This window comes from Pseudomonas sp. WS 5410 (genome assembly GCF_012985645.1).
Classification (GTDB): domain Bacteria; phylum Pseudomonadota; class Gammaproteobacteria; order Pseudomonadales; family Pseudomonadaceae; genus Aquipseudomonas; species Aquipseudomonas shahriarae.
Window position 1 is genome coordinate 134,907 of the sequence record NZ_JAAQWS010000005.1, and the last position, 14,465, is coordinate 149,371.

The following is a 14,465-nucleotide window of genomic DNA, read 5'->3' on the forward strand; positions in this document are numbered from 1 at the left end:
CCCCAGAATTGGAATGAGGTCAAAATGTGGGAGCGGGCTTGCTCGCGAATGTGGTGTGTCATTCAACACATTCAGTGACTGTTACCCCGTATTCGCGAGCAAGCCCGCTCCCACGCTTTTGATTCGGTTACCAATTCCGGATTGTCGGTCTCCCCACTCAGCGACGTTCGATTGGCACGAACTTGCGCTGCTCGACGCCGATGTACTCGGCGCTTGGACGGATGATGCGGTTGTTGGCGCGCTGCTCAAACACATGCGCCGCCCAGCCGGTCAGGCGTGAGCAGACGAAGATCGGGGTGAACAGCTTGGTCGGGATGCCCATGAAGTGGTACGCCGAGGCATGGTAGAAGTCGGCGTTGGGGAACAGTTTCTTCTGTTCCCACATGGTCTTGTCGATGGCTTCGGAGACCGGGAACAGCACCTTGTCGCCCACTTCATCGGCGAGTTTTTTCGACCAGCCCTTGATCACCTCATTGCGCGGGTCGTTGTCTTTATAGATCGCGTGGCCAAAGCCCATGATCTTGTCCTTGCGTTCCAGCATGCCGAGGGTGCCTTTCACGGCGTCTTCGGCCGAGGAGAAACGCTCGATCATTTCCATCGCCGCTTCGTTGGCACCGCCATGCAGCGGGCCGCGCAGGGAACCGATGGCGGAGGTGACGCAGGAATACAGGTCGGACAGGGTCGAGGCACACACACGAGCGGTGAAGGTCGAGGCGTTGAATTCGTGCTCGGCGTAGAGGATCAGCGACACGTTCATGACTTTTTCATGCAGCTCGCTCGGCTTCTTGCCATGCAGCAGGTGCAGGAAATGCCCGCCGATGCTCGGCTCGTCGGTCACGCAGTCGATGCGCTTGCCGTCGTGGCTGAAGCGGTACCAGTAGCACATGATCGCCGGGAACGCGGCCAGCAGGCGGTCAGTGACATCGCGCTGCACGCTGAAGTCTTTTTCCGGTTCGATATTGCCGAGGAACGAGCAACCGGTGCGCATCACGTCCATCGGGTGGGCGTCGGCAGGGATGCGTTCCAGCACTTCCTTGAGCGCCTGGGGCAGGTCACGCAGCTTGCTCAGCTTGGCGCTGTAGGCCGCCAGCTCGGCCTTGCTCGGCAATTCGCCGTACAACAGCAGGTAGGCGACTTCTTCAAACTGCGCGTCGGCGGCCAGTTCACGCACGTCGTAGCCGCGATAGGTCAGGCCGGCACCGGCCTGGCCCACGGTGGACAGTGCCGTCTGCCCGGCCACCTGGCCACGCAGGCCGGCGCCACTCAGTACTTTTGCTTCAGCCATGGTTCTTCTCCAATTTTGTAGTTATCTGGGAGGCGCTGCGCTTACTTCTTGGCGGCGAACAGCGCGTCGAGCTTCTGCTCGAAGGTGTGGTAGTCGATGCGATCGTAAAGCTCCATGCGGGTTTGCATGGTGTCGATCACGTTCTGTTGGGTGCCGTCGCGACGGATCGCGGTGTAGACGTTCTCGGCGGCCTTGTTCATGGCGCGGAAAGCCGACAGCGGGTACAGCACGATAGAAACATCGGCAGATTTCAACTGTTCGGTGGTGTACAGCGGGGTCGCGCCGAATTCCGTGATGTTGGCCAGGATCGGGGCTTTGACCCGTGAAGCGAACAGCTTGTACATCTCAAGCTCGGTGATGGCTTCCGGGAACACCATGTCGGCGCCGGCCTCGATGCACGCGGCAGCACGTTCCAGGGCGGACTCCAGGCCTTCCACGGCCAGGGCGTCGGTGCGCGCCATGATCACGAAGCTGTCATCAGTCCGGGCATCCACGGCGGCCTTGATACGGTCGACCATTTCCTGCTGGGACACGATCTCTTTGTTCGGGCGATGGCCGCAACGCTTGGCCCCCACCTGGTCCTCGATATGGATCGCGGCGGCGCCGAACTTGATCATCGACTTGACGGTGCGCGCCACGTTGAACGCCGAGGAGCCGAAACCGGTGTCCACGTCGACCAGCAGCGGCAGGTCGCAGACATCGGTGATACGGCGCACATCGGTCAGCACATCATCCAGGCCGGTGATGCCCAGGTCCGGCACGCCCAGGGAGCCCGCGGCGACCCCGCCACCGGACAGGTAAATGGCCTTGAAACCGGCGCGCTTGGCCAGCAACGCGTGGTTGGCATTGATCGCGCCCACCACTTGCAGGGGGTGTTCGCTGGCGACCGCATCACGGAAACGCTGGCCGGGGGTGCTGTTTTTATAGGAACTCATGACTCACCTCTCGAGGGGGCGCCGTCGGGGAAGTGACGGGCGATATTGCGTTTGGAGGCGCCGATATGGCGGCGCATCAACAACTCGGCCAGTTCACCGTCGCGATCGGCAATCGCGTCAAGAATGCGGTGATGCTCGGCAAATGCCTGGCGTGGACGATTGGGGGTGGCGGAGAACTGGATGCGGTACATGCGCACCAGTTGATACAGCTCGCCGCACAACATTTGGGTCAGGGTGCGGTTGCGCGCGCCTTGAATGATCCGGTAATGAAAGTCGAAGTCGCCTTCCTGCTGGTAGTAGCCCACACCGGCCTGGAATGCGGCATCGCGCTCGTGGGTATGCAGGACTTGGCGCAGTTCCTCGATTTCTTCGTCGGTCATGCGCTCGGCGGCCAGGCGGCAGGCCATGCCTTCGAGGGATTCGCGGATTTCGTAGAGTTCCACCAGCTCAGCCTCGCTCAGGGACACCACCCGAGCGCCGACATGGGGCACGCGCACCAGCAGGCGCTGGCCCTCCAGGCGGTGGATCGCCTCGCGCAGCGGGCCACGGCTGATGCCGTAGGTGCGCGCCAGCTCGGGCTCGGAGATCTTGCTGCCGGGGGCAATCTCGCCCTTGACGATGGCGGCCTGGATGCGACGGAAGACGTTCTCAGACATCGTTTGGGAATCGTCCTGCCCTACTACCGGAATTTCCAGCTGATCCAGCATGATTGTCGACACCTTTAAAAGCAATGTCGCAAAAACTAGCCAATCAGCCCCTGATAGTCAAAGAATAAATGCATATTGTCGACAATCGTCTAATAACCCGCCTTGCACCCTATAAGGGCATGGCCGGCTGCCAGCGCTGGCGCCAGAAAACCTTCATGTTAGAATGCCCGCCGCATTTGCCTGACATCCCCGGATGAAAAGGCGCACGAGGGAGCTTGCGCAGCAATGCCAGTCGCCTTGAATCAAACATCGCACTGCACCGCCTCAGGATCTATGAGACTCAAGCCCTTCCCCCTATTGTTTTGCCTACTGATGTTTCCGGGCCTTGGCATCGCTGCCGAGAAGACCGTCTATGGCCTCAATGAATACGCCAAGCTGGCGGGCATTGACCTGGAAGTCGCCGCCAAGCTCGACACCGGCGCCAAGACTGCGTCGTTGAGTGCCCGGGATATCAAGCGCTTCAAGCGCAACGGTGAGTCCTGGGTCCGCTTCTACCTGGCCATCGACACCGCCCATTCGCACCCCATCGAGCGCCCCCTGGCCCGCGTCAGCAAGATCAAGCGCCGCGCCGGCGACTACGACCCCGATGAGGACAAGAACTACACCGCCCGTCCGGTGATTGCCCTGGATATCTGCATGGGCACCGCTTTACGCAGCATCGAAGTGAACTTGACTGACCGCAGCGCCTTCCAATACCCGCTGCTGATCGGCTCCGAAGCCTTGAAACGCTTTGATGCGCTGGTCGACCCCAGTCTTAAATACGCAGCAGGCAAACCTGCCTGCGCCGCCGACGCTCATACCGCCGAGTAATTCCAATGCGCTCTCTTACTATGCACCTGAAGATTCTGATCGCCGTCCTGGTGGTACTGGGCATTTCGGTCACGGCCTATCAGATCCTGGTCCTCGGCATCCCGGTGACCGAGGACGCCACTGACGACCTGTGGAACATCGACGCCAAGGTCGAGTTCGTGGCCAACGCCAAGGATCCGGTCAAGGTCCAGATGTTCGTGCCGCCCCTGAGCCGCGACTTCGTCAGCCTCAATGAGAGCTTCATCTCCAACAACTATGGGGTGAGCGTCAACCGCATCGACGGCAACCGCAAGGTCACCTGGTCGGCCCGGCGCGCCAAGGGCAACCAGACCCTCTACTACCGCCTGGTGCTGACCAAGCGCTACAGCGGCGAAAAGGTCAAGGTCAAGGGCCCGACCTTCCGCGACAGCATCGCCGTGGAAGGCCCGGAAAAAATCGCCGCCGAGGCCCTGCTGGCACCGATCCGCCAGCACTCGGCCGATGTCGAGACCTTTATCAGCGAAGCCATCAAGCGCACCAACAACCTCAACGACGACAACGTCAAGCTACTGCTGGCGGGCGATCCGTCGACGCCGCACAAGGCCAAGATCGTCGAGTTGCTGCTGTCCATCGCCCACGTGCCGGTGGAAAAGGTCCACACCATCCGCCTGGTAGCCGACCAACCGCAAACCCCGGAACTGTGGCTGCGCAGCTTCAATGGCAACGACTGGCTGTACTTCAACCCGGAAACCGGCGAACAGGGCCTGCCCTCCGACCGCCTGCTGTGGTGGACCGGCGATGAAAACCTGATCACCGTCGACGGCGGCAAGAAAGCCGCCGTGACCTTCAGCCTGAACAACAGCGAGATGAACGCGATCCGCCTGGCCAAGCTGACGGACGAGAACACCGACGCCAACTTCCTCGAATACTCGCTCTACGGCCTGCCGCTGCAAACCCAGCAGACCTTCATGATCATGGTGATGATCCCGATTGGCGTGCTGGTGATCCTGATCCTGCGTAACCTGATCGGCCTGCAGACCCTGGGTACCTTCACCCCGGTGCTGATCGCCCTGGCGTTCCGCGAGACCCAGTTGGGCTTTGGCATCGTGCTGTTTACGGTGATTACGGCGCTGGGGCTGTCCCTGCGGTCGTACCTAGAGCATTTGAAGCTGCAGATGCTGCCGAGGCTCTCGGTGGTACTGACCTTTGTCGTGGTGTTGATTGCGGCCATCAGCCTGTTCAGCCACAAGCTGGGCCTGGAGCGCGGCCTGTCGGTGGCGCTGTTCCCGATGGTGATCCTGACCATGACCATCGAACGCCTGTCCATTACCTGGGAAGAGCGCGGCGGCGGCCATGCGATGAAAGTCGCGATTGGCACCCTGTTCGCTGCCTCCCTGGCCCACCTGATCATGAGCGTGCCGGAGTTGATCTACTTCGTGTTCACCTTCCCGGCGATCCTGTTGATCCTGGTGGGCTTCATGCTGGCCATGGGTCGCTACCGTGGCTACCGCCTGACCGAGCTGGTGCGTTTCAAAGCCTTCCTCAAGGCTGATTCGTAATGTTCGGGTTCTGGAAGACCTGGAAGGCCCTGGAAGCGCGGGGCATCATGGGCATCAACCGGCGTAATGCCGACTACGTGCTCAAGTACAACAAGCGCAGCCTGTATCCGATTGTCGATGACAAAATCATCACCAAGGAACGGGCGATCCAGGCCGGCATCCATGTGCCGGAGATGTACGGGATCATTTCCACCGAGAAAGAAATCGACAAGCTCGACGAAATCATCGGTGGCCGTAGCGACTTCGTGATCAAGCCGGCCCAGGGCGCCGGCGGCGACGGCATCCTGGTGATCGCCGACCGTTTTGAAGGACGCTATCGCACGGTGTCCGGCAAGATCATCAGCCACGAGGAAATCGAGCACCAGATTTCCAGCATCCTCACCGGCCTGTATTCCCTGGGCGGTCACCGTGACCGCGCATTGATCGAATACCGGGTGGTGCCCGACCAGATCTTCAAGAGCATCAGCTACGAAGGCGTGCCGGATATCCGCATCATCGTGTTGATGGGCTACCCGGTGATGGCCATGCTGCGCTTGCCGACCCGTCAGTCCGGCGGCAAGGCCAACCTGCACCAGGGCGCGATTGGCGTGGGCGTGGACCTGGCCACCGGCCTGACCCTGCGTGGCACCTGGCTGAACAACATCATTACCAAGCACCCCGACACCACCAACGCGGTGGACGGTGTGCAACTGCCCAACTGGGACGGGTTCATGAAACTCGCCGCCGGCTGCTACGAGCTGTGCGGGCTGGGTTACATCGGTGTAGACATGGTGCTGGACCAGGAAAAAGGCCCGCTGATCCTCGAACTCAATGCGCGCCCCGGGTTGAATATCCAGATTGCCAACGATTGCGGCCTGACCTTGCGTACCCATGCCGTAGAAGCTCGACTGGAAGAGCTGAAGGCGGCGGGCGTGACAGAAACGGCGGAAGAACGGGTGAAGTTTGCCCAGGAAATGTTTGGGCATATTCCACCCGTAGAAGGCTGACAGCGCCCCGCGGCTGCGCCCTCTATCCAACCATCCCCGACATCCCCTCTAGGAGCAAATCCTACAGGGGACTACAATCCCCTCCCCGCCCCATGGCTGATTCACCCCGCATGTCGACCTGCTCTGTACATCCCCTGCCCTATCGGGCAAACCCCGCCGAGTATTTTGCGGCGATCCGCCATGCACCCGGCGCCGTGCTGCTGGACAGCGGCCGACCGGCAGCCGAGCGTGGTCGCTATGACTTGCTCAGCGCCTGGCCGGAAGCAACCCTGGCGGTATGGCCGGACGAAAGCGGTAGCGATTTCTTACAACGGCTGCGGGAAAATCTGACGATGCTGGGTAAGGCCAGCCTGCCCGCGCCCTATGAACTGCCGTTCGCCGGCGGCTTGATCGGCTACCTGAGCTACGATTTTGGCCGCCACCTGGAGCAACTGCCGCATCAGGCTATCGACGATATCGGCCTGCCCGATGCCCGCTTTGGCCTGTACGCCTGGGCGTTGGTCAGCGACCATCAGGCGCGCACCAGCCAATTGGTGTTCCACCCCAAACTTCCGGAAAGCGAACGCCTGCGCCTGCTGGCCCTGTTCAGCCAACCGGCCGCCGACACCCCGGCCAGCTTCAAGCTGCATACCCGGATGACTCCAGACCTGAGCGCCGCAGCCTATGAACAGGCCCTGGCGCGGATCCAGGATTACATCCAGGCCGGCGACTGCTACCAGGTCAACTTCGCCCAACGCTTTCGCGCGGCCTGCAACGGCGATCCATGGGTCGCCTACTGCGCCTTGCGCGCCGCCTGCCCGACGCCGTTCTCGGGCTTTCAGAGCCTGCCGGATGATGGCGCGGTAGTCAGCCTGTCACCGGAGCGTTTCGTGCGGGTCAACCAGCGCCAGGTGGAAACCCGTCCGATCAAGGGCACCCGCCCCCGCGGGCTGACTCCGCAAGAGGATGCGGCCAACGCCGCCGAACTCCTGGCGAGCCCCAAGGATCGTGCAGAGAACCTGATGATCGTCGATCTGCTGCGCAATGACCTGGGCCGCACCTGCCGCACCGGCTCGGTCAAGGTCCCGGAGCTGTTCAGCCTGGAAAGCTACCCCAACGTGCATCACCTGGTCAGCAGTGTCACCGGCGAACTGGCCGACGACAAAGACGCCCTGGACCTGATCGCCGGCAGCTTCCCCGGCGGCTCGATCACCGGCGCCCCGAAGATCCGTGCGATGCAGATCATCGACGAACTGGAACCGACCCGACGCAGCTTGTACTGCGGTTCATTGTTGTACCTGGACGTGCGTGGCGAGATGGACAGCTCCATCGCCATTCGCAGCCTGCTGGTCAAGGATGGCCAGGTCTGTTGCTGGGGCGGCGGCGGGATCGTCGCCGATTCCGAGTGGCAGGCGGAGTACCAGGAGTCGATGACCAAGGTGCGGGTGTTGCTGGAAACACTGGAAGGGCTGTAAGCCAACCTCCCAGGGAAAGAGCCTGAATCAGAACCACCGTGGACAGTATCAGGGCGCAGGGATAGCGTCTGACTCTGGCATTCCACCTGGCCGTCTGTGAGGGATCACATGGGTCGACTGCTTATTGCTTCTGTCGCTTTATCGTTTGCACCGTTAAAACAAAGCCCTTTTCCTACACATCGCGCTCCCTGTGAAGAGTTACAAATCCAGGAAGCGACACCTAATTTCTCCCAAATTGGAAGGCTTGATTTATGCGACTAATCGCAAGAGCCGCCTTAAGGGAGTTCTGGGAATCATCCGGCTTACACCGACTCCCAAACACCCCTGGTTGAAGGGTATCGCCATAGGGAGAAGTCCACCTTTTACACGCCGCAAGACCTGAAGGCGGAGCTTCGCACCGCGAGTATCCTCAAAGGTGCAAGGGTGGTGTTCAACATCGGTGGCAATAAATATCGAGTGATCATGGCGATCGACTACCCGCGGCAACTGGGTTTCATACAATTTGTAGGCACCCACGCCCAGTACGACCAGATCAACGCGGAGACTGTGTGATGAACATCAAACCTATTCGTACCCCCGAAGACCTGGCCGCTGCGCTGGCGCGCGTGGACCAACTGGGCCTGACGGCCCGTGACCTGGAACCCTTTATCGGCTCCAGCGGACGCGTGTCGGAAGTGCTGAACCACAAACGCAAATTGAGCCTGGCCATGATCAAGCGCCTGCACGAGGGTTTGCGCATTCCTTATGAGCAGTTGCTTGCGGGAGTTTGATCTTTGGCGTTTTCGAGGGCCTCATCGCAAACAAGCCCGCTCCCTCATTCGACCGTGCTCCCAAAGGATAAACGCGGTCGAATGTGGGAGTGGGCTTGCTCGCGATGAGGCAACCAGCCTCGCTCAATAACTTACAGGCTCAACGAACGGTTCGACGCCTTGATGAACTCTTTCTTCAAGTCCTCAAAAGTATGCACCGCCGGGAATTGCGGGAACTCGCGAATCACATTTTCCGGTGCATGGAACAGAATCCCACGATCCGCCTCACCCAACATGGTGGTGTCGTTGTAGGAATCGCCTGCAGCAATTACCCGGTAGTACAGGGTCTTGAAGGCCAGCACCGACTGACGCTTAGGGTCTTTCTGGCGCAGTTGATAGCTCACCACCCGGTCATTTTCATCGGTGATCAAACGGTGGCAAAGCAGGGTCGGGAAGCCCAGTTGACGCATCAACGGCTGGGAAAATTCATAGAAGGTGTCCGACAGGATCACCACCTGGAAGCGCTCGCGCAGCCAGTCGACGAACTCGATCGCACCTTCCAGCGGTTTGAGGGTGGCAATCACTTCCTGGATGTCCGACAGCTTCAAGCCGTGCTCGTCGAGAATGCGCAGGCGTTGCTTCATCAGGACGTCGTAGTCGGGAATGTCCCGGGTGGTGGCCCGCAAGGATTCAATACCGGTTTTTTCAGCGAAGGCGATCCAGATTTCCGGAACCAGCACCCCTTCCAGGTCGAGACAGGCAATTTCCACAAGACACTCCCATTTGGATTTTTTTCAGTTGAGCGAGCAAAAGGACTGCCGAACTCTAGCGATTCGCGCTGGCCACCGCAACGCAGAGCGGATTTTGTTAACATCCCACTCCTATAGAGCGCTCAGCGCCACTGACCTGTAGGAACCGTCCTGATGAACCAAGCCTTCGACGTCGCTGAACTCGCCGCGACCTATGCCAACAAGTCCGCCCAGGACATCCTCAAGCTGGCGTTCAGCCAGTTCGGCGATGACCTGTGGATTTCCTTCAGCGGTGCCGAGGATGTGGTGCTGGTGGATATGGCCTGGAAGCTGAACAAAAACGTCAAGGTCTTCAGCCTCGACACCGGCCGCCTGCACCCGGAGACCTACCGGTTTATCGAGCAGGTACGGGACTTCTACAAGATCGATATCGAATTGATCTCGCCGGACCAGAGCAAGCTGGAACCCTTCGTCAAGGAAAAGGGCCTGTTCAGCTTCTACAAGGACGGCCATGGCGAATGCTGCGGCGTGCGCAAGATCGAACCGCTGCGCCGCAAACTCTCCGGCGTACGTGCCTGGGCCACCGGCCAGCGCCGCGACCAGAGCCCCGGCACCCGTAGCCAGGTGGCGGCCCTGGAAGTCGATAGCGCCTTCTCCACCCCCGAGCGCACCCTCTACAAGTTCAACCCGCTGGCGCAAATGACCAGTGAAGAGATCTGGGGTTATATCCGCATGCTCGAGTTGCCGTACAACAGCCTGCATGAGCGCGGCTTTATCAGCATCGGCTGCGAACCCTGCACCCGGCCGGTATTGCCAAACCAGCACGAGCGTGAAGGCCGCTGGTGGTGGGAAGAAGCAACCCAGAAGGAATGTGGGCTGCACGCGGGAAATATCATCAGCAAGGCCTGAAGCCTGACCTGCGAAAAATCTCGTAACAAGCGCGTGTGGGAGCTGGCTGGCTTGCAATGGCATCACCTCGGTGTAATTGAATACCGGGGTGATGCCATCACAGGCCAGCCAGCTCCCACATTTGTTTCCAGCGACCATTAAACTTGTACACACAAACGTAACCAACAGTGCCATTTTTGTGTGCACTTTAATCATTACGCACCGAAACGTTACACCCCATTTCGGCTAACTTCCTACATTCTTGATTCCCATATCCCCGCCAAAAAATAAATTCCTGTTCAATCGGTCAATTTATATTTCTTCAAATTCAGCCGGTTACTCAATCGATCTATAAAAACGAAATTAGCGACAGTTTTGTTAGATATAAACCTGGCACACAAGTGGCTTATGGAGTTGGAGTTTTTGTATACAACTTAAACAACAACCCACATACACTTCGTGTCCGCACGCTAGCCGCGCCTAACCCTCGCGCTCGCTGCAGATGCCAGGAGCCTGCCGGCATGCCTACAAGCCTCTCCAATAACCTTGCACTGGATCTGCCCTCCTCCACAGCCAACCCCGCGGCGGCAAACTCCGGCCCGCTGGTGCTGAGCCCACGCCTGCACAACAAGGACCTGGCGCCCACCAAAGTCGAAGGTCGACGCTGGGGTGGCTACAGCATCTTCGCCCTGTGGACCAACGATGTGCACAACATCGCCAACTACTCCTTTGCCATCGGCTTGTACGCCCTGGGCCTCGGTGCCTGGCAGATTCTGTTGTCGCTAGGGATCGGCGCGGCGTTGGTGTATTTCTTTATGAACCTGTCCGGCTACATGGGCCAGAAAACCGGTGTGCCGTTTCCGGTGATCAGCCGGATAAGTTTCGGTATACATGGCGCGCAAATTCCTGCGTTGATCCGCGCCGTGATTGCCATCGCCTGGTTCGGGATTCAAACCTACCTCGCATCCGTCGTCTTTCGCGTACTGCTGGTGGCGATTAATCCAGGATTTGCCGACTACGACCACAACACGATCCTCGGCCTGTCCACCTTGGGCTGGGCGTGTTTTGTGATGATCTGGTTTGTGCAACTGGTGATTCTGGCCTACGGCATGGAAATGGTCCGACGCTACGAAGGCTTTGCCGGCCCCGTTATCCTGCTGACCGTCGCGGCGCTGGCCGGCTGGATGTACTTCCAGGCCGACGGCCAAATCGCCTGGTCGATCCGCGAGCCCCTGAGCGGTGGCGAGATGTGGCGCAATATCTTTGCCGGCGGCGCCTTGTGGCTGGCGATCTACGGCACCCTGATCCTCAATTTCTGCGACTTCGCCCGCTCATCGCCTTGCCGCAAGACCATCAAGGTCGGCAACTTCTGGGGCCTGCCGGTGAACATCCTGGTGTTCGCAATCATCACCGTGCTGCTGTGCGGCGGGCAGTTCCAACTCAATGGCCAGGTAATCGAAAGCCCCACGCAGATCATCGCGGCCATTCCCAATACCTTGTTCCTGGTGCTGGGTTGCCTGGCATTCCTGATCGTCACCGTGGCGGTGAACATCATGGCCAACTTCGTTGCCCCGGCCTTTGTGCTGAGCAACCTGGCCCCCAAGTACCTGAACTTCCGGCGCGCCGGGCTGATCAGCGCGTTCCTCGCGGTGCTCATCCTGCCGTGGAACCTCTACAACAGCCCGCTGGTGATTGTGTATTTCCTCTCCGGCCTGGGCGCGCTGCTGGGCCCACTGTATGGCGTGATCATGGTGGATTACTGGCTGATCCGTAAGGGCCGGATCGACGTGCCGCAGTTGTATAGCGAAGACCCCAACGGCGCTTACTACTACAGCCACGGGGTGAACCTGCGGGCGGTGGCGGCGTTTGTCCCGGCTGCGGTGATTGCCATTGTCCTGGCGCTGTTGCCGGGGTTTGCCAGCGTCTCGCCGTTCTCCTGGCTGTTTGGCGCTGGCATTGCCGGGGTGCTGTATCTGCTGATCGCCAAGCGTCAGCCGTTTTATGCCGATATCAGCGGCGAGAGCATCGCTGTCGACAACGTCAGTCATTGATCAGGAGGTCATCCCATGCGCATTCTCGTCGTCAACGTCAACACCACCGAATCCATTACCCAAGCCATTGCCCAACAGGCTCGCAGCGTGGCAGCGGCGGGCACCGAAATTGTCGGGCTGACGCCGTTTTTTGGTGCCGAATCAGTGGAAGGCAATTTCGAAAGTTATCTGGCGGCCATTGCGGTGATGGACCGAGTAATGGCCTACGATCAGCCGTTCGATGCGGTGATCCAGGCAGGTTATGGCGAGCATGGCCGCGAAGGCCTGCAGGAGTTGCTGGACGTGCCAGTGGTGGATATCACCGATGCCGCGGCCAGCACCGCGATGTTCCTCGGCCATGCTTACTCAGTGGTCACCACCCTGGATCGCACGGTGCCGCTGATCGAAGACCGGCTCAAGCTCTCCGGGCTGTATGAACGCTGTGCCTCCGTACGGGCCAGCGGCATGGCGGTACTGGAGTTGGAGGAGCACCCGCTGCGGGCCATGGAAGCGATTGTGCGCCAAGCCGAACTGGCCATCAGCGAAGACAAGGCTGAAGTGATCTGCCTGGGTTGCGGCGGCATGGCCGGGCTGGATGAACAGATCCGCCAACGCACCGGCGTGCCGGTGGTGGATGGCGTGACTGCAGCGGTAACCCTGGCCGAATCCTTGGTGAGGCTAGGGTTGTCGACGTCGAAGGTGCGCACCTATGGGACACCCCGGCCAAAGAACATCATCGGTTGGCCGGGCAGGTTCGCACGCTGAATCGCCGATCTCGATCAGTTCAAGACGTCATTGAGCACTTCATAAATGATCCCGGTGGCAATCGTCACCAGGATCAGGTCGGTGCCAGCCTGTTGCCATTCGTAGCCGTCGTAATGGGGCAGCCGCCCCAACAGGCGCCCATCGAGTTTCTTGGCGATTCCCGGTGGCAGGGGTTTGCCACGGGCCAGGTTTTTCTGGATGCCCGGCGGCAGGGACGAACCACCGCGCCAGTAGTCGCGGTTGTCACCAAGGATTACCCGCACACCCCCGATATCAATTTGCGGGCCGCTGTAATGGGCGCCTGCACCCTTCTTGCCACCACCCTGGCCCTGATTACCCTGGGCGCCACCCTTATTGCCATGAGCACTGCCTTTGTCCTTGCCGTTGCCATTGCCGGGATCGGCCAGCAGCGCCGGGGAGCCTGCAATCAACGCCAGGCTGGTAAACACGAGTAAAGCGCGTGATATGGACATGATCGGTCTCGACAGTCGCAAGCCCCATTGGCCCGTATCAGCTTAGAACACTAGCGAGCAGCAAGTTCAGCAGTGAGTGCTATACCGCGCTGAACCGCTGCGCCAGGCGCTGCTCGGCAAACTGCTCGAGGATGAAGTCGACAAATACCCGGGTCTTGCCCGGCAGCAACTTGTGTTCGGCGTAATACAGAGAGATGTTGCCATCATCGACGTACCAGTCCGGCAGCACCCGCACCACCGCGCCACTGTCGAGGAACGGCACGGCCATCGGCATGCTGACCAGGGCAATACCCAAACCTTGAGTGCAGGCGCAGCACGCGGCTTCGGAGTCGCCCATGGTCATGCGCGGCTTGAGCATCAACGGCCGCTGTTCGCGGGCGCGGTTGGTCAGTTGCCAGGTGCGCACGCGGCCGGTTTGCGGCGAGCGGATCAGGATCCCATTGCACAACCCCAAATCTTCGGGGACGCGTACGGGCAGGCGCTTGGCCAGGTAATCGGGCGAGGCCACCAGAATCCGGTGGGCCGGGGTCAACTTGCGGGCGACCACACCCTGGGGCAGCTCGAACCCGCCGCCAATGGCCGCGTCAAAGCCCTGGCCGATCAGGTCGACCTGGCGATTATCAAAATGCCAATCCGGACTGATATCGGGAAAACGTCGCAGAAACTCCGCCAGCAACGGCACCACATAACGGTTGCCGAACACCGTGCCCATACTCACCTTGAGCGTGCCCACCGGCCGGCCTTCGGCGCTGGCCAGGTTGGCCACGGCATTCTGGATGGTGGTGAGGCTGGCGCTGACCTGCTCCAGAAACAGCTTGCCGGCTTCGGTCAATGTGAGGCGCCGGGTGCTGCGCTGGAACAGCCGCACCCCCAGGCGCGCTTCAAGCTTGGCCACGCTTTTGCCGACGGCGGCCGGCGTCAGGCTCAGGTGCCGGGCCGCTTCGGCAAAGCTGCCGCCTTCGGCACTGCGCACGAAGCATTCGATACTGCCGAAGCTTTCCATATCGCATCACTCTAAACTTTTGGTTTACACAGACTATAGCAATCACGGTCTACCGAGGGATGTCTGCGAGGGCGATACTCGGCGCCAACAACA

Annotated in this window: 14 protein-coding genes and 1 pseudogene; 9 read left to right on the top strand and 6 right to left on the bottom strand. The window is 60.2% G+C overall.

What is annotated here, in order from left to right; genetic code table 11:
- Window positions 1-157: 157 nt before the first annotated feature.
- Genes prpC through HBO24_RS09705 form a run of 3 tightly spaced genes read right to left on the bottom strand, consistent with a single transcriptional unit; the run spans window position 158 to window position 2,927 of the window.
- Entirely contained in the window at window positions 158-1,285 is a 1,128-nt protein-coding gene (gene prpC, locus HBO24_RS09695) for a 2-methylcitrate synthase (RefSeq protein WP_170059607.1), read from the bottom strand.
- A gap of 41 nt (window positions 1,286-1,326) precedes the next feature.
- Window positions 1,327-2,220, bottom strand: coding sequence for a methylisocitrate lyase (gene prpB, locus HBO24_RS09700; RefSeq protein ID WP_029298299.1), 894 nt, complete (start codon window positions 2,218-2,220; stop codon window positions 1,327-1,329).
- Window positions 2,217-2,927: a GntR family transcriptional regulator gene (locus HBO24_RS09705; RefSeq protein ID WP_057439536.1), complete on the bottom strand. Its 711-nt coding sequence runs from the start codon at window positions 2,925-2,927 to the stop codon at window positions 2,217-2,219. Before HBO24_RS09705 ends, prpB begins: the two co-directional genes overlap by 4 nt.
- A 273-nt stretch (window positions 2,928-3,200) precedes the next feature.
- Between HBO24_RS09705 and HBO24_RS09710 the strand changes: the two genes are divergently transcribed.
- The 6 genes and pseudogenes from HBO24_RS09710 to HBO24_RS09735 all read left to right on the top strand — a co-directional run bounded on the left by HBO24_RS09710 (window position 3,201) and on the right by HBO24_RS09735 (window position 8,485).
- Window positions 3,201-3,737: an ATP-dependent zinc protease gene (locus HBO24_RS09710; RefSeq protein ID WP_057960351.1), complete on the top strand. Its 537-nt coding sequence runs from the start codon at window positions 3,201-3,203 to the stop codon at window positions 3,735-3,737.
- 5 nt (window positions 3,738-3,742) lie between these two features.
- Window positions 3,743-5,275, top strand: coding sequence for an inactive transglutaminase family protein (locus HBO24_RS09715; RefSeq protein ID WP_038442341.1), 1,533 nt, complete (start codon window positions 3,743-3,745; stop codon window positions 5,273-5,275).
- Complete coding sequence (locus HBO24_RS09720) at window positions 5,275-6,261, top strand: alpha-L-glutamate ligase-like protein (RefSeq protein WP_057960353.1); 987 nt, start codon at window positions 5,275-5,277, stop codon at window positions 6,259-6,261. The genes HBO24_RS09715 and HBO24_RS09720 overlap by 1 nt, the downstream gene beginning before the upstream one ends.
- A gap of 110 nt (window positions 6,262-6,371) precedes the next feature.
- On the top strand, window positions 6,372-7,715 hold the full coding sequence (pabB, locus tag HBO24_RS09725; protein WP_170059608.1) for an aminodeoxychorismate synthase component I: 1,344 nt from the start codon (window positions 6,372-6,374) through the stop codon (window positions 7,713-7,715).
- A 251-nt stretch (window positions 7,716-7,966) separates the two neighbouring features.
- Window positions 7,967-8,267 (top strand): annotated as a pseudogene (locus tag HBO24_RS09730) (type II toxin-antitoxin system HigB family toxin).
- A complete protein-coding gene (locus HBO24_RS09735; protein WP_115128727.1) occupies window positions 8,267-8,485 on the top strand; it encodes a hypothetical protein in 219 nt (72 codons plus the stop codon). The pseudogene HBO24_RS09730 and the gene HBO24_RS09735 overlap by 1 nt, the downstream one beginning before the upstream one ends.
- Before the next feature lie 131 nt (window positions 8,486-8,616).
- Here HBO24_RS09735 and thrH read toward each other — a convergent pair whose 3' ends face one another.
- Window positions 8,617-9,234, bottom strand: coding sequence for a bifunctional phosphoserine phosphatase/homoserine phosphotransferase ThrH (gene thrH / locus HBO24_RS09740; protein WP_057439541.1), 618 nt, complete (start codon window positions 9,232-9,234; stop codon window positions 8,617-8,619).
- A gap of 153 nt (window positions 9,235-9,387) precedes the next feature.
- Here thrH and HBO24_RS09745 point away from each other — a divergent pair, with 153 nt between their 5' ends.
- From HBO24_RS09745 to HBO24_RS09755, 3 genes are all read left to right on the top strand, one after another.
- A complete protein-coding gene (locus HBO24_RS09745; RefSeq protein WP_057960355.1) occupies window positions 9,388-10,122 on the top strand; it encodes a phosphoadenylyl-sulfate reductase in 735 nt (244 codons plus the stop codon).
- 500 nt (window positions 10,123-10,622) lie between these two features.
- Entirely contained in the window at window positions 10,623-12,152 is a 1,530-nt protein-coding gene (locus tag HBO24_RS09750) for an NCS1 family nucleobase:cation symporter-1 (protein WP_120733879.1), read from the top strand.
- 15 nt (window positions 12,153-12,167) lie between these two features.
- The gene (locus HBO24_RS09755) at window positions 12,168-12,896 is read left to right on the top strand and encodes an aspartate/glutamate racemase family protein (protein WP_057960357.1); all 729 of its coding nucleotides are present in this window, start codon (window positions 12,168-12,170) and stop codon (window positions 12,894-12,896) included.
- Between the two features lie 14 nt (window positions 12,897-12,910).
- Here HBO24_RS09755 and HBO24_RS09760 read toward each other — a convergent pair whose 3' ends face one another.
- Both HBO24_RS09760 and HBO24_RS09765 read right to left on the bottom strand, forming a co-directional pair.
- Window positions 12,911-13,369: an anti-virulence regulator CigR family protein gene (locus HBO24_RS09760; RefSeq protein ID WP_170059609.1), complete on the bottom strand. Its 459-nt coding sequence runs from the start codon at window positions 13,367-13,369 to the stop codon at window positions 12,911-12,913.
- A 79-nt stretch (window positions 13,370-13,448) separates the two neighbouring features.
- Entirely contained in the window at window positions 13,449-14,372 is a 924-nt protein-coding gene (locus HBO24_RS09765) for a LysR family transcriptional regulator (RefSeq protein WP_057960359.1), read from the bottom strand.
- Between the last annotated feature and the right edge of the window lie 93 nt (window positions 14,373-14,465).